The organism is Glycomyces sp. NPDC050141 (genome assembly GCF_055586545.1).
The window spans coordinates 1-19,338 of sequence record NZ_JBVJHZ010000005.1 but is presented as its reverse complement, the minus strand read 5'-3'; the positions used below and the strand labels follow the sequence as shown (position 1 = coordinate 19,338).

At 68.6% G+C, this 19,338-nt stretch carries 17 protein-coding genes and 1 tRNA gene; 8 read left to right on the top strand and 10 right to left on the bottom strand.

All coding sequences use genetic code 11. The annotated features are described in order from the left end of the window. Positions 1-192 precede the first annotated feature (192 nt). From ACZ60M_RS04330 to ACZ60M_RS04320, 3 genes are all read left to right on the top strand, one after another. On the top strand, positions 193-1,713 hold the full coding sequence (locus ACZ60M_RS04330) for an acyl-CoA carboxylase subunit beta (protein ID WP_465414585.1): 1,521 nt from the start codon (positions 193-195) through the stop codon (positions 1,711-1,713). A 10-nt stretch (positions 1,714-1,723) separates the two neighbouring features. Further along, entirely contained in the window at positions 1,724-2,851 is a 1,128-nt protein-coding gene (locus ACZ60M_RS04325) for an acyl-CoA dehydrogenase family protein (RefSeq protein ID WP_465414583.1), read from the top strand. Between the two features lie 193 nt (positions 2,852-3,044). After that, positions 3,045-3,536, top strand: a complete 492-nt coding sequence (locus ACZ60M_RS04320; protein WP_465414581.1) for a Rieske (2Fe-2S) protein — start codon at positions 3,045-3,047, stop codon at positions 3,534-3,536. A gap of 92 nt (positions 3,537-3,628) precedes the next feature. Here ACZ60M_RS04320 and ACZ60M_RS04315 read toward each other — a convergent pair whose 3' ends face one another. Genes ACZ60M_RS04315 through ACZ60M_RS04305 form a run of 3 tightly spaced genes read right to left on the bottom strand, consistent with a single transcriptional unit; the run spans position 3,629 to position 5,948 of the window. Then, positions 3,629-4,018, bottom strand: a complete 390-nt coding sequence (locus ACZ60M_RS04315) for a DUF3151 domain-containing protein (RefSeq protein WP_465414580.1) — start codon at positions 4,016-4,018, stop codon at positions 3,629-3,631. Positions 4,019-4,046: 28 nt separating this feature from the next. Continuing rightward, positions 4,047-5,489 (bottom strand): Na+/H+ antiporter NhaA, encoded by a 1,443-nt coding sequence (gene nhaA, locus ACZ60M_RS04310; protein ID WP_465414578.1) that lies wholly within the window; start codon positions 5,487-5,489, stop codon positions 4,047-4,049. A 39-nt stretch (positions 5,490-5,528) separates the two neighbouring features. Further along, positions 5,529-5,948, bottom strand: a complete 420-nt coding sequence (locus ACZ60M_RS04305; protein ID WP_465414576.1) for a Fur family transcriptional regulator — start codon at positions 5,946-5,948, stop codon at positions 5,529-5,531. A 158-nt stretch (positions 5,949-6,106) separates the two neighbouring features. On the opposite strand from ACZ60M_RS04305, the gene ACZ60M_RS04300 reads away from it, so the two are divergent. After that, positions 6,107-7,576, top strand: coding sequence for a catalase (locus tag ACZ60M_RS04300; RefSeq protein WP_465414574.1), 1,470 nt, complete (start codon positions 6,107-6,109; stop codon positions 7,574-7,576). A 212-nt stretch (positions 7,577-7,788) separates the two neighbouring features. Here ACZ60M_RS04300 and ACZ60M_RS04295 read toward each other — a convergent pair whose 3' ends face one another. Then, positions 7,789-8,388 (bottom strand): helix-turn-helix domain-containing protein, encoded by a 600-nt coding sequence (locus ACZ60M_RS04295; protein WP_465414572.1) that lies wholly within the window; start codon positions 8,386-8,388, stop codon positions 7,789-7,791. Positions 8,389-8,489: 101 nt separating this feature from the next. Between ACZ60M_RS04295 and ACZ60M_RS04290 the strand changes: the two genes are divergently transcribed. Continuing rightward, positions 8,490-9,266: a TSUP family transporter gene (locus ACZ60M_RS04290; protein WP_465414920.1), complete on the top strand. Its 777-nt coding sequence runs from the start codon at positions 8,490-8,492 to the stop codon at positions 9,264-9,266. Here the strand turns inward: ACZ60M_RS04290 and ACZ60M_RS04285 are convergent. Beyond that, positions 9,263-10,363: a calcium:cation antiporter gene (locus ACZ60M_RS04285; RefSeq protein ID WP_465414570.1), complete on the bottom strand. Its 1,101-nt coding sequence runs from the start codon at positions 10,361-10,363 to the stop codon at positions 9,263-9,265. The genes ACZ60M_RS04290 and ACZ60M_RS04285 overlap by 4 nt on opposite strands. Before the next feature lie 162 nt (positions 10,364-10,525). On the opposite strand from ACZ60M_RS04285, the gene ACZ60M_RS04280 reads away from it, so the two are divergent. Beyond that, positions 10,526-11,905 carry an aldehyde dehydrogenase family protein gene (locus ACZ60M_RS04280; protein WP_465414568.1) on the top strand — a complete coding sequence of 460 codons (1,380 nt, stop codon included), beginning with the start codon at positions 10,526-10,528 and terminating at the stop codon, positions 11,903-11,905. Positions 11,906-11,907: 2 nt separating this feature from the next. Here ACZ60M_RS04280 and ACZ60M_RS04275 read toward each other — a convergent pair whose 3' ends face one another. The 4 genes from ACZ60M_RS04275 to ACZ60M_RS04260 all read right to left on the bottom strand — a co-directional run bounded on the left by ACZ60M_RS04275 (position 11,908) and on the right by ACZ60M_RS04260 (position 16,049). After that, positions 11,908-12,378: a MarR family winged helix-turn-helix transcriptional regulator gene (locus ACZ60M_RS04275; RefSeq protein ID WP_465414566.1), complete on the bottom strand. Its 471-nt coding sequence runs from the start codon at positions 12,376-12,378 to the stop codon at positions 11,908-11,910. A 244-nt stretch (positions 12,379-12,622) separates the two neighbouring features. Continuing rightward, entirely contained in the window at positions 12,623-14,665 is a 2,043-nt protein-coding gene (locus ACZ60M_RS04270; RefSeq protein WP_465414564.1) for a serine/threonine protein kinase, read from the bottom strand. Between the two features lie 113 nt (positions 14,666-14,778). Beyond that, positions 14,779-15,813 (bottom strand): SAM-dependent methyltransferase, encoded by a 1,035-nt coding sequence (locus ACZ60M_RS04265; RefSeq protein ID WP_465414562.1) that lies wholly within the window; start codon positions 15,811-15,813, stop codon positions 14,779-14,781. Between the two features lie 159 nt (positions 15,814-15,972). Then, a tRNA-Phe gene (locus tag ACZ60M_RS04260) sits at positions 15,973-16,049 on the bottom strand. A gap of 236 nt (positions 16,050-16,285) precedes the next feature. Between ACZ60M_RS04260 and ACZ60M_RS04255 the strand changes: the two genes are divergently transcribed. Next, a complete protein-coding gene (locus ACZ60M_RS04255) occupies positions 16,286-17,533 on the top strand; it encodes a glycoside hydrolase family 27 protein (RefSeq protein WP_465414560.1) in 1,248 nt (415 codons plus the stop codon). Between the two features lie 450 nt (positions 17,534-17,983). Here ACZ60M_RS04255 and ACZ60M_RS04250 read toward each other — a convergent pair whose 3' ends face one another. Further along, a complete protein-coding gene (locus tag ACZ60M_RS04250) occupies positions 17,984-18,385 on the bottom strand; it encodes a VOC family protein (RefSeq protein ID WP_465414558.1) in 402 nt (133 codons plus the stop codon). Between the two features lie 81 nt (positions 18,386-18,466). Here ACZ60M_RS04250 and ACZ60M_RS04245 point away from each other — a divergent pair, with 81 nt between their 5' ends. After that, positions 18,467-19,213, top strand: a complete 747-nt coding sequence (locus tag ACZ60M_RS04245; RefSeq protein ID WP_465414556.1) for a TetR/AcrR family transcriptional regulator C-terminal domain-containing protein — start codon at positions 18,467-18,469, stop codon at positions 19,211-19,213. The last annotated feature ends 125 nt before the right edge of the window (positions 19,214-19,338 follow it).

Genomic DNA, 19,338 nt, shown 5'->3' with positions numbered 1-19,338 from the left:
GGGGCGAGGCGTGAGGAGCGCCGCGCGGTGGTGCCTCGAGGGTAGCCGCGGCAGGTTGCCGCCCGGTGGGGGCGGGGCTAAGTCACTGAATGACCGGCGGCGCGAATGCGTTGACAGGCGGGGATTCACGGGACACAATATGCTTACCTTAACGATCGTTAAGGAACACTGTTCCGGCAAGGAGGCCGTGCCGTGGAATTCGGGGACTACCCGGCGGAACGCGAGCGGATCGCACAAGGCGGCGCCGACAAGTACCACCAGGCCGCCGCCGCCGCGGGCAAGTACCACGCCCGCGAACGCATCCGCCGCCTCTGCGACCCCGACTCGTTCCGCGAGGACAACCTGTGGGCCAACCCCGACCCGAGCCTGCCCGCCGACGGCGTCGTCGTCGGCACGGCCACCGTCCAGGGCCGCCCCATCCGCCTCGTCGCCAACGACTCCACCGTCAAAGCCGGGTCCTGGGGCGCCCGCACCGTCGAGAAGATCATCCGCACCGTCGAAGCCGCCCAGCTCGAACAGCACCCCATCGTCTACCTCGTCGACTCCGCCGGTGCCCGCATCACCGACCAGGTGCAGCTCTTCCCCGGCCGCCGCGGTGCCGGACGCATCTTCCACGAGCAGGTCCGCGCCTCCGGCCGCATCCCCCAGGCCTGCGCGCTCTTCGGCCCCTCCGCCGCGGGTGGCGCCTACATCCCCGCGTTCTGCGACGTCGTCGCCATGGTCGACGGCAACGCCTCCATGTACCTCGGCAGCCCCCGCATGGTCGAGATGGTCACCGGCGAGAAGACCACCCTCGAGGACATGGGCGGCGCCCGCGTCCACTGCGAGCAGTCCGGCGTCGGACACTTCCTGTGCCGCAACGAGGACGAGGCGATCGCCTCGGTCCGGCGCTGGCTCTCCTACCTGCCCTCCAACTGGACGCAGCCCGCGCCGGTGCGCGCCGCAAGACCCCCGCTCCCGGTCGACCTCGCCGCCACGGTCCCCGCCAGCGAGTCCGCGCCGTTCGACATGCACGCCTTCCTGGACGGCCTGGTCGACCGCGACTCGGTCCTGGAAGTCCAGGCCCGGTGGGCCGGTGAGCTGATGACCGCGTTCGCGCGCCTCGACGGCAGGCCCGTCGGCATCGTCGCCAACAACTCCGCCGTGCGCGGCGGCGTCCTCTTCTCCGACTCCGCCGACAAGGCCACCCGGTTCGTCGCCACCTGCGACGCCTTCAACGTGCCGCTGCTGTTCCTCGCCGACGTCCCCGGCTTCATGGTCGGCTCCGCGGTCGAGCACGGCGGCATCATCCGCCACGGCGCGAAGATGATCGCCGCCGTCGCCGAAGCCACCGTCCCGAAAATCTGCGTCGTCGTCCGCAAGGCCTACGGCGCGGGCCTGTACGCGATGGCCGGACCCGCGTTCGGCTCCGACGCCTGCCTCGCCCTCCCCACCGCGCGGATCGCCGTCATGGGCGCCGAAGCCGCCGTCAACGCCGTGTACGCCAACAAGATCGCCCAGATCGACGACCCCGCACAACGCGAGCAGTTCGTCGCCGACCGACGAGCCGAATACGAAGCCGACGTCGACCTCCGCCGCCTCGCAGGCGAACTCGTCGTCGACGACATCATCGAACCCGCCCGCCTCCGCGACGACCTCATCGCCCGATACCGCCGGCTGACCCACAAGGACCGCCGGTTCTCCGAACGCAGACACCCGATCACACCGGTGTAGGAGCACAGCCATGAAACTCGACATCGAACAGACCGAATTCGCCGCCGCCGTCCGCGCCTACGCCCAGGAGCACATCAAGCCCGTCATCGGCGACTTCTACGAACGCGGCGAGTTCCCCGCCGACCTCGTGCGCGGCCTCGGCAAACTCGGCGTCCTCGGCGTCACCCTCCCCGAAGAGCACGGCGGCGCCGGAGCCGGGCTCTTCATGCTCGGCCTCGCCCTCGAGGAGATCGCCCGCATCGACGCGTCCGTCGCCGTCACCGTCGAAGCCTCGGTGACCCTCGGCGCCGAAGGCATCGCCCGCTTCGGCACCCCCGAGCAGCAGGCCAAGTGGCTCCCGCGCCTCGCCGCGGGCCAGGGCCTCGTCGCGTTCGCGCTCACCGAACCCGGCGGCGGCACCGACGCCGGGCACACCGACACCAAGGCCCGCCTCGAGAACGGCCAGTGGGTCATCGACGGCGCCAAATGCTTCATCACCAACGCCGGCACCGAGATGACCGACCTCATCATCGCCACCGCCCAGACCGGCCCCGGCGAGGTCTCCTGCATCGCCGTCGAACCCGGCACGCCCGGACTCCAGATCGGACCCGAGTACTCCAAGGTCGGCTGGCGCGCCTCCGACACCAGGCCCGTCTACTTCGACGACTGCCGCGTCCCCGAAGCGAACCTCGTCGGCCAGAGGGGCCGCGGCTTCGTCCAGTTCCTCGAACTCCTCGACTCCGGCCGCGTCGCCCTCGCCGCGCTCGCGACCGGGTCCGCGCAGGGCTGCCTCGACGAGGCGCTCGTCCACGCGAAGGAGCGCGAGGCGTTCGGGCGGCCGATCGCGGAGAACCAGTCGATCGCGTTCATGCTCGCCGACATGCGGCTGCGCGCCCACACCTCGCGCCTGGCCTGGCAGGACGCGGCCGTGAAAGCGGACGCGGGCGAGCCGTTCGGCACCGACGCGGCCCTCGCGAAGCTGCACGCGTCGCAGGCGGCGGTCGAGAACGCGCGGGACGCGACGCAGATCTTCGGCGGGTACGGGTTCATGAACGAGACGCCCGTGGCGCGGGCGTGGCGCGACTGCAAAGTGCTCGAGATCGGGGAGGGCACCAACGAGGTGCAGCGGATGCTCATCGCGCGGTCGATGGGGGTGTAGGGGCGGACCGGGGCCTGTGAGCTTCCTGAGAACTTAATGAAGCTTCAACTAAAATCCTTGATTTCACCACCCATCGCGTGACAGGCTCGGCATTCGGGCGCTAGCGTTGCGGCCGCAGGCGCCGCAACGCACGGCCACGGCTCGCAGGCAGCCGCGACCGACACGGCACCCCACAGCGCTAAGGAGCTTGACCATGACCGACACCAGGGCCGGAACCGATCTCGCGAAGCAGGCGCCGGCCAAAGGCGCTGCTTCACGGCGCGGCGTCATGTGCGGCATCGCCGGGCTCGGCGCCGCGGGCGCGCTCGCGGCCTGCGGCACCGCCGAATCCCCGAACACCACCGAGTCCACCACCGGCGCCACCGACTCCGCCACCAGCGGCTCGACCGGCGAGACCGGCGGCACCACCGGCATCGCGGCGACCACTGACGTCCCGGTCGGCGGCGGCATCGTCGTCGACGAGACCGTGATCGTGCAGCCCACCGCCGACGAGTTCCTCGCGTTCTCGGCCGTCTGCCCGCACCAGGGCGCGATCGTCGCCGCCCCCGACGCGGACGGCAACATCATCTGCCCCCGGCACCAGTCGACGTGGACGATCGAAGGCGAGCTCGAAGAGGGCCCGGCCGAGACGAACCTGTCCGCAGTGGAGATCACCGTCGAAGACGGCCAGATCGCGCTGGCTTAGCTACTGATACGGCAGCGGCCGGGAAGCATTCGCTTCCCGGCCGTTCCCGCGTCTTCGGCCCGCGTCATTCGCGGGTCACTGTGGACGGTGTCCTACGTGAGGGCGTCGGCCGCGGCCGGGTCCGAGTCGCGCAGGAACTGGGCGCAGCGGGCGGCCTCGTCGGCCTCGCCGATCGCGGCCGCGGCGCGCGAGAGCTGGTGCAGGGACTTGAGGAAGCCGCGGTTCGGCTTGTGGTCCCAGGGGATCGGGCCGTGGCCCTTCCAGCCCGAGCGGCGCAGCTGGTCGAGGCCGCGGTGGTAGCCGGTGCGCGCGAAGGCGTACGCGGCGACGTCGTCACCCGACTCCAGGGCGTTCTTCGCGAGGCGGGCCCAGGCGGCGCAGAACCACGGGAAGCGGCGGACCGTGTCCTCGGGCGTGTGCTCGTCGAGGAAGTTCCTGGCCTCGGTGTCCTCGGGCAGCTGCGTCGCCGGAGGCTGGGACATGAGATTCTGCGGAGCCAATACGCTGTCCTCACTCTAGGGTCGAGTCGCTGTGAAAGCAGTCGGCCAAGCCTAACCCCGCGTTCGCGGCGTCCTCCACAGCCCGCTCGTCCGCGTCGGCCTTCGCGCGCTTCGGGGCGGTGAGGTGGACGGCGAGCGCGCCGAGGACGGCGGCGAGGAACGACGCGCACAGGACGCCGATCTTGCCCTCGTCGGTGAGGAGGTGGGCGTCGCCGCCGCGGAAGGCGAGCTCGGTGATGAACAGCGCCACGGTGAAGCCGATACCGGCGACGAGTGCGATGGCGCCGATGAGCGGCCAGGTCGCGCCGGTGGGCATGCGGCCCCAGCCGAGCTTGACGACGATCCAGGTGACCGCGGTGATGCCCACGGTCTTGCCGACGACGAGGCCGAAGACGATGCCGAGCGTGACTGTGGAGGTCAGGGCGGTCGCGAACAGGTCGGACGAGAGCGCGACACCGGCGTTGGCGAGGGCGAACAGCGGGAGGACCACGAACGAGGAGAACGCGTGGTTGCGGGCCTGGACCCTCTCGGTGGGGGGCACGGCGTCGCGGGCGAGCTTGACGAGCTGCTCGGTCTCCTCGGCGGTGAGTTGGCGGTCCTCGGCCATCCGCTGGGCCTCGGCGTGGGCGGTCTGCGGGTCGAGGAGCGGCTTGGCGGAGATGATGAAGCCCATGACGACGCCCGCGATGGTGGCGTGCACGCCCGATTCGAGCATGGCGACCCACAGGAGCACGCCGATGACCAGGTACACCGGGCCCGACCAGACGTGCAGGACCCGCAGGAGGATCGCGACGGCGATGAGCGCCCCGGCGGCCGCGAGCCAGGACATGGAGATGTCGTCGGTGTAGAAGACCGCGATGACGGCGATCGCGCCGAGGTCGTCGACGATGGCGAGGGTGAGCAGGAAGATCCTTGCGGCCGAGGGGATGCGGGAGCCGAAGAGGGCGAGGACGCCGACGGCGAACGCGATATCGGTGGCCATGGGGATGCCCCAGCCGTCCGCGCCCGCGCTGCCCGCGTTCAGGGCCGCGTAGATCAGGGCGGGGGCGGCCATGCCTCCGGCGGCGGCGGCGATCGGCGGGATCGCGTTGCGGGGGTTGGAGAGTTCGCCGGAGACGATCTCGCTCTTGATCTCGACGCCGACGACGAAGAAGAAGATGGCCATGAGGCCGTCGTTGATCCAGTCCCGGAGCGTGTGGTGCAGTTCGAAGTCGCCGAACTGGAACGTGATGTCCAGGCCCCACACGGCGTCGTAGGAGTCGGCCCAGGGCGAGTTCGCCCAGAGCATGGCGACGACGGCGCAGACGACGAGGACGACGCCCGCGGCGGGCTCGATCTTGAGGAATTCGGCGGCGGGGCGGCCGACGTACCGGGCGAGCGGGCGGCGCGAATAGAGGAACGCGGGCTCGGTGCGCCAGAGGGGCGACTTCCAGGGTTCCTTCGACTGCGTCATGTCCGAGAGCCTAGCGACGGCCCCGGTGCCGCTGTCCTGTTATTCCGCCTGTTGGCAATCAGGGCACAGGCCCCGGTACGTGATCGAGGCACGCGTGACGGCGAAGCCGTGCCGCTCGTCGCCGGGCAGCCAGTCGACCGGGTCGGCCATGGCGTGCACGTCCTTCATCAGGCCGCAGCCCTCGCAGATGAGGTGGTGGTGCTCGTGGTCGGCGTTCGGGTCGTACCGCTTCGAGCGGCCGTCGAGGGTGAGCTCGAGGACCTCGCCGAGGGCGACCATCTCGTTGAGGGTGTTGTAGACGGTGGCGCGGGAGAGCTCGGGCATGCGCTCGACGGCGCGCTCCAGGATCTGCTCGGCGGTGAAGTGCACGTGGGAGCCCTCGAGGGTCTCGGCGATCACGCGGCGCTGCGGCGTGATGCGCCAGTTGTGGCGCCTAAGGCGGGTAACGAGGTCGCTCATGCTGTTCTCTCACGCGGTCGGGGCATTGGAATCCACTCTAGCAGGTGAAACGCTGTGGCACTCCTTACCTGGGACTGGTTCTTAGTTTAGAACTAGTCTAAGCTAGGATCTTGTCTTAGTACAAGTACAGCCGTGAACAGCTAGAGAGGGCCTGAGCCATGAGCAAGCAGTTCGACAACACTGCTGGGCCGCTGACCACCGAGTCCGGCGCGCCGATCTCCAACAACAACCAGAGCGAGGCCGCCGGCGTCGGCGGGCCCCTGCTCATCCAGGACCAGGTCCTGCTCGAGAAGCTCGCGCACTTCAACCGCGAGCGCATCCCCGAGCGCGTCGTCCACGCCCGCGGCGCCGGCGCGTACGGCACCTTCACCGTGACCGCCGACGTCACGAAGTACACGAAGGCGAAGTTCCTGTCCCAGGTGGGCAAGGAGACCGAGACGTTCCTGCGGTTCTCGACCGTGGCCGACTCCCTCGGCGGCGCCGACGCCCGCCGCGACCCGCGCGGCTGGGCCCTGAAGTTCTACACCGAAGAGGGCAACTACGACCTCGTCGGCAACAACACCCCGGTGTTCTTCATCCGCGACGCCATCAAGTTCCCCGACTTCATCCACACCCAGAAGCGCGACCCGTACACCGGTTCACAGGAGGCCGACAACGTCTGGGACTTCTGGGGCCTCTCCCCCGAGTCCACCCACCAGGTGACGTGGCTGTTCGGCGACCGCGGCATCCCCGCGTCCTACCGCCACATGAACGGCTACGGCTCCCACACGTTCCAGTGGGTCAACGAGGCCGGCGAGCAGTTCTGGGTCAAGTACCACTTCAAGACCGACCAGGGCATCAAGAACCTCACCCAGGACGAGGCGAACGCGCTCGCGGGCTCGGACCCCGACTCGCACCAGCGCGACCTGCGCGAGTCGATCGAGCGCGGCGAGTTCCCGTCCTGGACCGTGCAGGTGCAGATCATGCCGGCCGCAGAGGCCGCGAACTACCGGTTCAACCCGTTCGACCTCACCAAGGTGTGGCCGCACGAGGACTACCCGCCGGTCGAGATCGGCAAGCTCGAGCTGAACCGCAACCCGGAGAACATCTTCGCCGAGGTCGAGCAGTCGATCTTCTCCCCCGCGCACTTCGTGCCGGGCATCGGCCCCTCGCCCGACAAGATGCTGCAGGGCCGCCTGTTCGCGTACGGCGACGCGCACCGCTACCGTGTCGGCATCAACGCCGACCACCTGCCGGTGAACCGCCCGCACGCCACTGAGGCGCGCAACGGCAACCGCGACGGCCAGGGCTACGACGGCCGCCACGGCGGGCAGAAGAACTACGAGCCGAACTCGTTCGGCGGCCCGTACGAGACCGGCCAGCCCCTGTGGGGCCCGTCGCAGCTGAGCGGCCAGACCGGCGAGTGGGAGACCCCTGCGCATGCAGAGGACGACGACTTCGTGCAGGCCGGGAACCTCTACCGGCTCATGAATGCCGACGAGCAGGACCGCCTCGTGGCGGGCCTGGCCGGGTTCATCGCGAAGGTCAGCCGCGACGACATCGCCGAGCGCGCTATCGCGAACTTCGCGAAGGCCGACGAGCAGTTCGGAAAGCGGCTTACGGCCGCTGTGGCCGAACTGCGCAAGTAAGACGCCGAGAGCCGCGGGCCCACAGTAAGAAGCCGCCGGGCCCGCGGCTTTTCGACAACGACCCGCGCTCCGGCAGCCCCCTGTCGGAAGCGCCGGAGCACGGGTCAATGCCCGGCCGGGGCCTTGGGAAGGGCACCCCGGCCGGGCTTTCTCATGCCCGGAACGCGAAGCGGCCCGGCGTGCGCACCGCCGGGCCCGTCCGCTTCGCGGGGCTACTCCTCCATGACCCGCCCGCACTCGCCGCATTCCGGCGGCTTCTGGCGGGGCACCTCGATGAACTCCTCGGCCACGATCCACAGCATCCAGTGCCCGTCGCCCTCGCGGTTGACGGTGATCGAGGTGATGTCGTCGCGGCTGGGCCGCTCCAGGCCCCACATGATGTCCAAGGGCGCCTTGTGCTTCGCGAGCTTCACCTCGCGGCCCTTGAGGTAGTACCCGGCGCGGGAGTACACCAGCTGGGTCTGCTCGCCGTGCTCCTTGGGGACCGGTTCGCGGCTGCGGCCGTTGAGGAACGAGTGGTACTCGGTGTGGAGCTGCCGGGCGATCTGCTGCAGCGGCACCGACGAATAGACCTTGACCCACCGGTTCGCGGGCTGGTTCTTCCATTTGGTGAGACGGGCCGAGATCTCGGCGTACGAGATCTTCTCCCCCTTCGCGCGCCATTCGCGCTGGAACACCGACAGCGACCAGTTGTACACGGCCCGAACCGCTTCGAGCGTCTCCTCCAGGTTCCGCTCCTGCTGCTCATCGGGGTCGAACGTATACTCGTAGCCGCGTTTCACCAAGTGGGTCATAGGCTTCGTCATGTCCATGACCTGTTGATATCAGACGATTACACACCGACACGTGTTCCTCACCTCATCGGCGTGTCTGCCAGCCGCGCGGCAAGTAATTTGGCGTGGTGCCCTTCGACATCGACCCCGGCCTGTTCGCCCTGCTCATCGCCGCGGCGGTCTTCGCCGGATGGGTCGACGCGGTCGTCGGCGGCGGCGGCCTCATCCAACTCCCGGTACTCCTGGTGGCCTTTCCCACAGCGCCCACGGCGCTCATGCTGGGCACGAACAAGATGGCGTCGGTGTTCGGCACCACGACGTCGGCGATCGCCTACGCCCGCAAGATCAAACTCGAGCACCGGCTGCTGTGGCCCACGGTCGGCCTCGCGTTCCTCGGCTCCGGAGCGGGCGCGTTCGCTGCCCTCGCCGTGTCGTCGGAGGCGTTGAAGCCCATCATCATCGCCGTGCTCCTGGCGGTGCTCGTCCTCGTCGTCGCGAAACCGCAACTGGGCCTGGAGGCGCGGCCGGAGCTGCACACGCGGTGGCGCGGCGCGGCCGTCCTCGTCGTATGCGGCGTCGTCATCGCGTTCTACGACGGCATCATCGGCCCCGGCACGGGGATCTTCCTCGCGGTGGCGTTCACGTCGATCCTCGGCATGGACTTCCTGGCCGCGGCCGCGCACACGAAAGTGGTCAACGTGACCACGAACCTCGGCGCGCTCGTCGTGTTCGCGCTGCAGGACAACATCTGGTGGCTGCTGGGCGCCGTCATGGGCCTGGGCACGATGCTCGGCGCGTGGTTCGGCGCGCACACCGCGATGTCCAAGGGCAGCAAGTTCGTGCGCGCCGTCCTCGTGATCGTGGTCCTCGCGCTCCTGGCCCGGTTGAGCTGGGACGTCTGGAAGACCTGGAACTAGGGGTTCACGGCGAGGAACAGGTACGCCGCCAAGAGCACCAGGTGCACGCCGCCCTGCAGGCGCGTCGCCCGCCCCGGCACCACCGTCAGCACACTGACCACGACGGTGAGGCCCAGCAGCACGATCTCGGTGGAACCGAGGCCCAGCAGCAGCGGGCCGTCCATCCAGAACGACGCGACCGCGATCACCGGGATCGTCAGGCCGATCGAGGCGATCGCCGAACCGTAGCCGAGGTTGATGCTCGTCTGGATGCGCTGGCGCGTGGCCGCGCGGATCGCCGCGATCGACTCCGGCAGCAGCACCAGCAGCGCGATCGCCACGCCCACCGACGAAGCGGGGAACCCGGCCGCGAGCACCCCGGCTTTGATCGCCGGGGACTCCATCTTGGCGAGGCCGACAACGCCGACCAGGGCGACCAGCAGCATGACGAGGCTCAGCAGCGCGGTCTTCCCGCTCGGCGGGTCCGCGTGGTCGTCCTCGCGGATCGCGCGGCCCTCCTCGGTCACCGGCAGGAAGAAGTCGCGGTGCCGCAGGGTCTGCGTGAACACGAACAGCCCGTAGAGGGACAGCGACGCCAGCGCCGCGAACACCAGCTGCGACGTCGAGTACTCCGGGCCGGCCTCGCTGGTCGTGAACGTCGGCAGCACCAGGCCCAGGGTCGCCAGCGTCGCCACGGTTGCCAGCGCCGCGCCGGAGCCCTCCGGGTTGAAGTGGGTGAACCCGAACTTGAGCGCACCCACGAGCAGCGCGATGCCGATGATGCCGTTCGTGGTGATCATGACCGCCGCGAACACGGTGTCGCGCGCGAGCGTCGACGCGTCGTCCCCGCCCGCGGCCATCACCGTGACGATCAGCGCCACCTCGATCACCGTCACCGCGACGGCGAGCACGAGCGACCCGTACGGTTCGCCGACCCGGTGGGCGACGACCTCGGCGTGGTGCACGGCGGCGAGCACCGTGGCGATGAGCGCCACGGCCGCCAGGACCACCCAGAACGCCCCGAGTTCGCGCCCCCAGACCGCGGCCAGGACCACCATCCCCAGGATCGGTGCGACCAGGGTCCATGAGAGCAGCGGGTTTCTCGTTGCGGCGGCCATGGGCGCATGGTTTCACAAATGCGTCACGCCGCGGTGCGCCTTCACGGATCGGATGGAACCGCCCACAAACCGTTGAACGTCCCCAATGGCACTGGCAGCATTAGAGGGTAAAGCGGACGATCGGCGCTCCCGCGGGGAGCCGCGGCCCGCTAGGCTCATGGCATGACCGGCAACGACATTCACTCCGCCGTCGAGCGCCTGCGCGCCCACTACGCCACCGGCCGCACCAAGCCCCTGCCGTGGCGCCTCGAGCAGCTCAAAGGCCTCGACAGGATGGTGCGCGAAGCCGGAGACGAACTCGCCGACGCCCTCCGCGCCGACCTCGGCAAAGCCGCCCCCGAGTCGTTCCTCGCCGAGATCGACTTCGTCGCCGCCGAAGTGCGGGCCCTGCGAAAGCACCTGCGGACCTGGTTCCGGCCCAAGCGGGTCTACACGCCGCCGCACCTCCAGCCCGCGAAGGCGTACGTGCTGCGCGAACCGCTCGGCGTCGTCACCGTCATCGGGCCGTTCAACTACCCCGTGCAGCTCCTCCTCGCCCCGCTCGCGGGTGCGCTCGCCTGCGGGAACGCCGTCGTCGTGAAACCGAGCGAGGCCGCGAACACGACCGCGGCCGTCCTCGAGCGGCTCATCGGCGAATACCTCGACCCCGACGCGGTCGCCGTCATCCAGGGCGGCCCGAAGGCCACCGAGGCGCTCCTGGCCGAACGCGTCGACCACATCTTCTTCACCGGCTCCGCCCGCGTCGGAAAGTTCGTCGCCAAGGCCGCCGCCGAGCACCTCACGCCCGTCACGCTCGAACTGGGCGGCAAGAGCCCCGCGATCGTCGAACCCGGCGCCGACCTCGCCACCGCCGCGCGGCGCATCGCCTGGGGCAAGTTCATGAATGCCGGGCAGACCTGCATCGCCCCCGACTACGTGCTCGCCGTCGACGGCACCGGCCCCGAACTCGAGAAGCACCTCGCCGAAGCCGTGCGCGAGATGTACGGCCACGCGCCCGCCGACAGCCCCGACTACGGGCGCATCATCGACCACCGGTCCTTCGACCGGCTCGCGCCGTTCCTCGACGAAGGCCGCCTCGTGTGCGGCGGCGGGCACAACCGGGACGAGAAGTACATCGCCCCCACCGTCCTCGCCGACATCACCCCCGACGACACCGTGATGGGCGAAGAGGTCTTCGGGCCGATCCTGCCGATCCTCCAGGTCGACACCCTCGACGACGCGATCGCGTTCGTCAACGAGGGCGAGAAGCCGCTCGCGCTCTACGCGTTCACCGGCTCCGACCTGACCCGCCGCAAGCTCTTGACCCGCACCGCCTCCGGCGCGGTCGGCTTCAACGTCCCCATGGCGCACATCGACGTCCCCGGCCTGCCCTTCGGCGGCGTCGGCCACTCCGGGCTCGGCGCCTACCACGGGAAGGCGTCCATCGAGACGTTCAGCCACGCGAAATCGGTGCTGGACAAGCCGCTCGCGCCCGACACGATGAAAGTGGTGTACCCGCCGTTCACCGCGATCAAGGAGCAGGTGCTGCGGCGCCTGCGCTGACCTCAGCCCGCGAGGTGCTCGTTGATCACGCCGAGCAGCCGGAACAGCTCCCGGCGCTCGGACGCGCTCAACGGGGCCAGGATGCGCTCGTTGACGCCTTCGAGGACCGCGTCGAGCTCCGTCAGGCGCTTCCCGCCCGGGCCGGTGATCGTGATGACGTTGCGGCGCTTGTCGACCGGGTCCGGGTCGCGCCGGATCAGCCCTGACGCCTCGAGCTCGTTCAGGACCGCCACGAGGTCGCTGCGGTAGACGCGGGTGCGGTCCGACAGCTGCGACTGGCTCGACGGCCCGGACTCGGCCAGCGCGGCCAGCACCACGAAATGGTCCTTGCGGGCGCCGACGGCGGCGAGCGCGCCGCCGGAGACCTTGCCCATCTGCGCGCCCGTCATGCCCACGAGGCGCTGGATCTGGCGTTTGAGGCGCTCGGGCGTCGCCTCGCCGTGGTCGAACCGCAGTTCAGCGTCGGAATCCATCCGCACAGCCTACCCGAGCGATGTTAGAAGCACTAACGATGTGCTCTGCGGCCGGAGACGAAAAAGAGCCCTGGCCGACGCGAACGCCGACCAGGGCCCATACCCCTCGAAGACAAGCCTGCAAAGATCATACCAACCCACTTGCGCGCGCTAGCGCAGGGCCGGTAGACGCGGAACACACACGCTCCCAAGCAAACTGTGGAAACCAGCCAACCAGCGAAATCCACTAAGGACTTACGTCCTGCTAGAGGTACCGCCAGCAAACCGTGTAAGCAAGATCAGGGAAGTCCGAGTTCTCCCACGTACTCCAACCATCATCCCCGCACCAGTCCAAGTTCTCGTACTCGTTCACACGACCCGTCACATACGTGTTCGCACTCCCGCAATCAGCGAAATAGAACAACGCCGTCCCCGCATCAGGATCCCCCGTCATCGACATGCAGTCGTCCTGCACCGCATACCCCATGTCGTCCGGGTAGATCATCTTCAGACACAGCACCACGTCCAGATACGCCTGCCCGGTCGTGAACGTGTAGTTCTGGTTGTAGTACACCGACTCCGAACACGACGCCGGATCACTCACGCCCTCAAGGCGCTCCAGCACCTCGAACGCGCCCTCCTGGCAGTCCAGCGGATACCACTCCGAGACCGCATCGTTCGGGCCGTACACGCACTCGCCCACCTCAGCGTGGTACGCGTCCCCATTGGCGTGCAGATAACTCAGACAAAGCACCAGATTCCCAGCAGACGAAGCAACACTGGTAGTCACATCGTCAACCGAGTCACAAGACGAAAGATCCGTAGTGTCGTAATAGACATCGACGACCTCGAAACTCCCATCCTCGCAATACGAAGGCTCCAGATCAGCGGTCGTCTCATCCCCGTAGTCCCAGAAGCAGTCCCCCACCACCGCATCCGCGACCGGATCAGTCTCGGTCTCAACCGGATCGGTCACCTCACCGCCCAGACCCGAATCCTCACCATCCGAGGAATCCGACGAAGCCCCCTCACTGAGGGCAACATCCGGATCTTCGCCGCCACCGTCACCCAGGTTAGGCAGGATCACGATCAACGCGATCACCACGACAGCCAGCACCGCGAGCACCGCGTACAACACCGTCCGATCCGGCTGCTGCCCCTGCTGCGGCAGATACGGACCGCCAGGAGGCAGCACCGGCCCGCCCGGCGCGGACGCATAACCCGGATGACCCGAGGGCGCATACCCCGGCGTAACCGGCGAATACGCCTGCGGCGCAGAAGGATAGACCCCAGGAGGCACCGGCGAATAACTCATAGTCGACGGCTCGGACAACCCCGCCTGCCCCTGCGCAGGAACAAAACCGGGACCGAACATCACCACCGTCCGGTCAGGGCGCACCTGCGTGTCCCAACCATGCCGACGAGCGAGATCGGCGACCTCAGCGCGCTGGCGCTGCTCGATAGCGGCGATCGCGGGCGGCCAGGGCGCGGCCAGCGGCTCGCCGATACGCAGGACCAGCTCGGCGGCCGTGACACGCTCCTGCGGCTGCTTGCGCGTGCACGGCTCGACCAGATAACGCAGCGTCTCAGGCAGCCTGTCCAGCCCCGGATCGCCGTTCACGACCCGGTTCATGATCTCGTAGAGCGCTTCGGCGTCGAAGGGGTTCACGCCGGTGGCCGCGGTGATCATGGTGGTGCCCAGGGAAAACAAGTCCGAGGCGGGACCGATGTCCTGCCGCGCGATCTGCTCGGGCGACATGAACGCGGGCGCACCGATGAGCGCACCCGTCTGGGTGATCGAAGCCTCGTCGCCGACCTCCTCAGCGGCACGGGCGATCCCGAAGTCGATGAGGCGCACGCCGTCATCGGTGAGGATCACGTTGGAGGGCTTGAGGTCCCGGTGCACCACACCGAACGAGTGGATCTCGGCCAGCGCGGAAGCAAGCCCGTGCATGAGCCGCCGGGAAGAAGCCTCGTCCAGGGGCCCATTGGCGCTCAACGCCTCTGCAAGAGTCGGCCCGTGAAAGAACTCGGAAGCAAGCCAAGGCGAAGGCGCATGCTCATCGGAGGCCAGCACACCCGCCGTCCAACGGCTGGCAGCCACCTCCCGGGAGGTGATCACTTCACGGCGGAACCGGAACCGGAACTGCGGGTCGTGCATGAGGTGGGGGCGCATGACCTTGAGCGCCACCAGTTGCCCGTCACCGGCGGCGGCGAGGAGGACGCGGCCCATGCCGCCCTCGCCCAGTTCGGCGAGGACCCGGTACGGCCCGATCTCGCGCGGGTCGTCATCGCGGAGTGGCTTCATGCGACGGCTCCTGAATTCGGCGGTTCCCAATGATGCGCAACGCTAGAACCCCCCGTCACAACTCTGTCATGACGAGCCGACGCCTATATCCCCATTTCAGGCCAGGTTGACGGTCACCCGAACCGGCGGAGCACCACGGTGATCTCGTTCCGGTTGTGCCGCAGCTGACGGGCGAACTCGATGTCGTACTCGGCACCGAGGATCTCGAAGGCCTCGTCTATCTGCTCGAGCACGCGGTGGCTGCCGGTCTTCAGGGTCGTGACGGCGACGCCGAAAGGCTTGAGGAGGCGCACGGAGTCGACCATGAGGCGGCTGGAGCGGTCGGGGCTCATCTTCATGTCGTTGACGATGAGATCAAACCGCTCTGTGCTCTCCCGCAAGAAGTTCCCAGCGGTGGTCCGAGCATGGACAACCCCAGGAAGCTGAAGCACCCGAGGATCAATATCCCCAGGATCCACAGCCGTGGTCCGATACCCACGGCCAGCAAGAATCCGAGTCCACCCACCAGGCGCGGCACCGTAGTCAAGAGCAGTGCCCTTAGGCTCGATCCCCTCGTCGATCGGGAAGGCCTTGAACAGCTCCTCGAGTTTGAACTCGGCGCGGGAGACCTGCTCGGGCGACTTGGAGAGCCGCACTTCCCCGCCGGGCCAAGAGGAAAGACTGTCCGAGGCAAGGTTCACCCCGACGATCGCCGTCTTCGGAGTAAAGCAAACCGAAACGACAGTCGACCCACCCGCCCGGGTAACGGAGAACCCGCGCTCGGTGAGCACCCGAGCAGCAGCTTCCCAGGCATCATGCTGGCTGAACTTGTAGGAGGTCTTCCCGCTCAACCAGATCTGCAGCGAGACCTCAGCACTGACCCCCAACTCCCGAAGCGCCGAGTCGACGAGCTCGACAACCGACTCCAACCCCTCAGCAGCATGGTCGTACTCGGCGACGACACCCGTCAAATGCCGAGGAAACACCAAAGGCACCCGCCGAGCAAGCAAAGCCAGATCCTTGGCCGTCGTACGCTCGGCCTCCAAAACGGCCGACTCCTCGCCGACCCGCCGAACCTCGACGACATCCTCAACGCAGCGAAGCAGCTCGTCCTTTGCAACAGGCCAGGAATCGGCAGCCATCGAAAGCAGCGTCTTACGTGTCGCCATGCGGGTAGCCCCTAGAAGTCGTGCGGACGCCCGCCGCGTCTCGGGGGACATTCGCGACCAGTGTATTCACCACGAACGCCCGCCCCGAGCAACGCCCGCAACCACCGGCGTCCGACACAAAAAATCCCCGCCACCGGAAACTGGTGAACGGGGACTCTATGGTGGCCAGGGCCGGGATCGAACCGGCGACCTACCGCTTTTCAGGCGGTCGCTCGTACCAACTGAGCTACCTGGCCAGGAGGCGCGTCATGCGCACCGCCGTGAACACTGTACAGCACCCCCGGTCACGCGCTCCATGCGGCATTGCCACCGGCGTGACCCCGGCCCCAGCCCGTCCCCGACCGCGCCGCCACCCCCGCCCGACCCTCCTGAACAGGCGGAACCCAAGGGCCGCAACCCCTCCCGGAGGCGTGATCACGGCCACCAAACCACGCGGGTAGCGTAATGGGACCCGACCCCCGAGGAGGTTTCTGTGACCCGACTCGCTGCCATACCACCCATGGGCTGGAACTCATGGGACGTGTTCGGAACCTCGGTCACCGAGGCCGAGACCCGCGCCAACGCCGCATTCATCGCCGAGCACATGGCCGGGCACGGCTGGGAGTACGTGGTCGTCGACATCCAGTGGTACGACCCCGCGGCCCGCGCCGGCGGCTACAACCTCGGCACCCGCCTCACCCTCGACGAGTACGGCCTCCCCCAACCCGCCCCGAACCGCTTCCCCTCCGCCGCGGACGGCGCCGGGTTCAAGCCCCTGGCCGACTACGTGCACTCCCTGGGCCTGAAGTTCGGCGTCCACATCCTCCGAGGGGTCCCCCGCCAAGCGGTCGCGGCCGACACCCCCATCAAGGGCAGCGAGTACTCGGCCGCGCAGATCCCCGACCGCGAGCGGGTCTCCTCCTGGGTCGACGACAACTGGGGCATCGACCACTCCCACCCGGGCGGGCAGGCCTACTACGACGCGCTGGTCCGCCAGTTCGCCGAGTGGGGCGTCGACTACATCAAGGCCGACGACATGATCGCCCCCTACTGGGAGGACGAAGTCGAAGCCTTCTGGCACGCGGTCGACCGCGCCGACCGCGACATCGTGCTCAGCCTCTCCCCCGGGATGAGCCTCTCCACCGACCACGCCCAGCACCTCCAGGCCCACTCGCACCTGTGGCGCATCTCGGCGGACCTGTGGGACCGCTGGCGCGACATCGACGCCCAATTCGACCTGCTCCGCGACTGGGCCCCCTTCGCGGGCCCGGGCCACTGGCCCGACGCCGACATGCTCCCCTTGGGCCGCATGGGCATCCGCGCCGAAGTCGGCGAACCCCGCCAGAGCCTGCTCACCCCCGACGAGCAGCGGACGATGCTCACCCTGTGGTGCATCGCCCGGTCCCCGCTCATGGTCGGGGCCGATCTGCCAGCGTCGAGCGCTGAAACGATCGAATTGCTGACCAACCCCGAAGTCCTCGCGGCCCAACGACACCCCGCTGGGGCCCGGGAGGTCTGGCGCGAGGGCCGGCACGTGGCCTGGGCCTCGGAAGACGGCGCCTTCGCGGCGGTCTTCAACCGGAGCGCCGAGGCCGCCGAACTGCAGCTGCCGTGGGCCTCGCTGGGGCTGACCCAACCGGCGCAGGTGCGGGACTGCTGGAACCGCTCAGACATCGTGCCCGGCGATCACCTCCGGGCGAAGCTCCAGCCGCACAGCGCGGCGCTGTTCCGCTTGTCCTGAGCGGCTGCCGGCCTGGGGCCGGTGCGAGCAAGCTTGCGGGTAGTCGTGTTGCGGGCGGCCGGGCTGGAGTGTCCGGCCGCCCGCAGGTGTTCCTCCATGGAGGAGGTGTGGCCCGTGCGGGGACCGCGCGCGGGTGGCTTCCCGCGCGCGGTCTCGGTATGGCGACGTTCGCGAAATCCCTCATTTTCGCCGCCATCCCGCAAGGCCAGATGGCTTTTTTGTATCAAGGCTGACACACCTCGTAGTTGGCCTGCAACAGAAAGTTTCTGCCTGTGGATAACTTCCGGCAGAACGGCTTTCGTGGCGCACACAGCCTTGTGGATTGAGGCGGCGGTGCTGGTGGTGAAGTTCGTCTGGCGCATGTATCAACGGTGTCACGGGTTGCAGGCAACTGTCGAATACAAGTTTCCTTCTTGTGGATAACCTTGTGGATCGTCGCTGCACTGCAGGTCAGGCGCCCGGTGTTGCCTCGGGTTCGGTCATCCACTGGACCAGTTGGATGACGACGCCGTTGGGGTCCGCGGTCTGGAAGTAGCGCTCTCCCCATTCCTCGGTTTCGATGGGCGTGGTGATCTCGACGCCCTCGGACTTGATGCGCTCGTATTCGGCGTCGATGTCCTCGACGACGAAGGCGAGGAGGAGGCCGTCGGCGTGCCCCTTCGCGCTTTCGGGCTTGAAGGTGGGCAGGCCCGTCTTGAGGAAGATGACATTGAAGCCGGCGTCCGGGCGGGAGAGGGAGACGAAGCCTTCTGCGGCCATGTCCTCGGCGAAGCCGTAGTGGCGCTTGAGGAACTCGGCGGAAGCGGTCGGGTCGGCGACGTTGAGCGAGACGGCGGATGAGGTGATGCGCATGTGCGGCTCCTTTTCTTCGTACGTTGTATATTGTACAACGTACGTCGTACGGCGTACAAGTTCGTCGGATAGGATTCTTCCGTGACTGCCGCCACTGACGCACCGAAACCGAACCTGCTCGAACTGCTCTGGAGGGCCGCCCCCGAGACCGGGCGCGGGCCCCGCAAGCAGCTGACCGTCGACGAGGTCGTCGCCGCGGCCATCGGCCTGGCCGATGCCGAAGGGCTGGAAGCGGTCACCGTGCGGCGCCTCGCGCAGGAGCTGGGGAAGGCGCCGATGACGCTCTATACCTACGTGCCGGGGAAGAACGAGCTCGTCGCCCTCATGCTCGATGCCCTTTTCGAGGGGATGGGGAGGACGGCAGAGGGTGGGCCCTGGCGTTCTCGGCTCGCCGCTGTCGCACAGGACAACTACGCGCTCTACCGGGCGCATCCGTGGGCCGCGGCCGCCTCGCCGGGTCGGCCGCCGCTCGGGCCCGGCCAGTGCGCCAAGTACGAGCACGAGCTGCAGGCCCTGGAAGGCCTGGGGCTCAACGATGTCGAGATGGACGACGCCCTGGCCTACCTGCTGGCCTTCGTGCGCACCGCCGCACAGGACGCCGCCCAGTCCGAGGCCGAGCGCGCGGCCAGCGGCATCGGCGACCAGGAATGGTGGGAGGCCAACGGGCCGCTCCTCGCGAAGGTCCTCGACACCGAACGCTTTCCGACCGCCGTGCGCGTCGGCCAGGCGGCGGGCGAGGCTCACGACGCCGCGTACAACGCCGAGCACGCCTTCGAGTTCGGCCTCGCCCGGACGCTCGACGGGCTTGCAGTGCTTATTGAGCGGTAAGCCAGCGCGGTGAACTGAGTGAGCACGAACCGGGCCGGGGGGGGGGGGGGGGGGGGGGGGGGGGGGGGGGGGGGGGGGGGGGGGGGGGGGGGGGGGGGGGGGGGGGGGGGGGGGGGGGGGGGGGG

Bases quoted from the DNA above. Each gene is read 5' to 3' on its own strand.
- ACZ60M_RS04325 (WP_465414583.1), top strand. From the start codon at position 1,724: ATGAAACTCGACATCGAACAGACCGAATTCGCCGCCGCCGTCCGCGCC.
- ACZ60M_RS04320 (WP_465414581.1), top strand. From the start codon at position 3,045: ATGACCGACACCAGGGCCGGAACCGATCTCGCGAAGCAGGCGCCGGCC.
- ACZ60M_RS04315 (WP_465414580.1), bottom strand. From the start codon at position 4,018: ATGTCCCAGCCTCCGGCGACGCAGCTGCCCGAGGACACCGAGGCCAGG.
- nhaA (WP_465414578.1), bottom strand. From the start codon at position 5,489: ATGACGCAGTCGAAGGAACCCTGGAAGTCGCCCCTCTGGCGCACCGAG.
- ACZ60M_RS04305 (WP_465414576.1), bottom strand. From the start codon at position 5,948: ATGAGCGACCTCGTTACCCGCCTTAGGCGCCACAACTGGCGCATCACG.
- ACZ60M_RS04300 (WP_465414574.1), top strand. From the start codon at position 6,107: ATGAGCAAGCAGTTCGACAACACTGCTGGGCCGCTGACCACCGAGTCC.
- ACZ60M_RS04295 (WP_465414572.1), bottom strand. From the start codon at position 8,388: ATGGACATGACGAAGCCTATGACCCACTTGGTGAAACGCGGCTACGAG.
- ACZ60M_RS04285 (WP_465414570.1), bottom strand. From the start codon at position 10,363: ATGGCCGCCGCAACGAGAAACCCGCTGCTCTCATGGACCCTGGTCGCA.
- ACZ60M_RS04280 (WP_465414568.1), top strand. From the start codon at position 10,526: ATGACCGGCAACGACATTCACTCCGCCGTCGAGCGCCTGCGCGCCCAC.
- ACZ60M_RS04275 (WP_465414566.1), bottom strand. From the start codon at position 12,378: ATGGATTCCGACGCTGAACTGCGGTTCGACCACGGCGAGGCGACGCCC.
- ACZ60M_RS04270 (WP_465414564.1), bottom strand. From the start codon at position 14,665: ATGAAGCCACTCCGCGATGACGACCCGCGCGAGATCGGGCCGTACCGG.
- ACZ60M_RS04265 (WP_465414562.1), bottom strand. From the start codon at position 15,813: ATGGCGACACGTAAGACGCTGCTTTCGATGGCTGCCGATTCCTGGCCT.
- ACZ60M_RS04250 (WP_465414558.1), bottom strand. From the start codon at position 18,385: ATGCGCATCACCTCATCCGCCGTCTCGCTCAACGTCGCCGACCCGACC.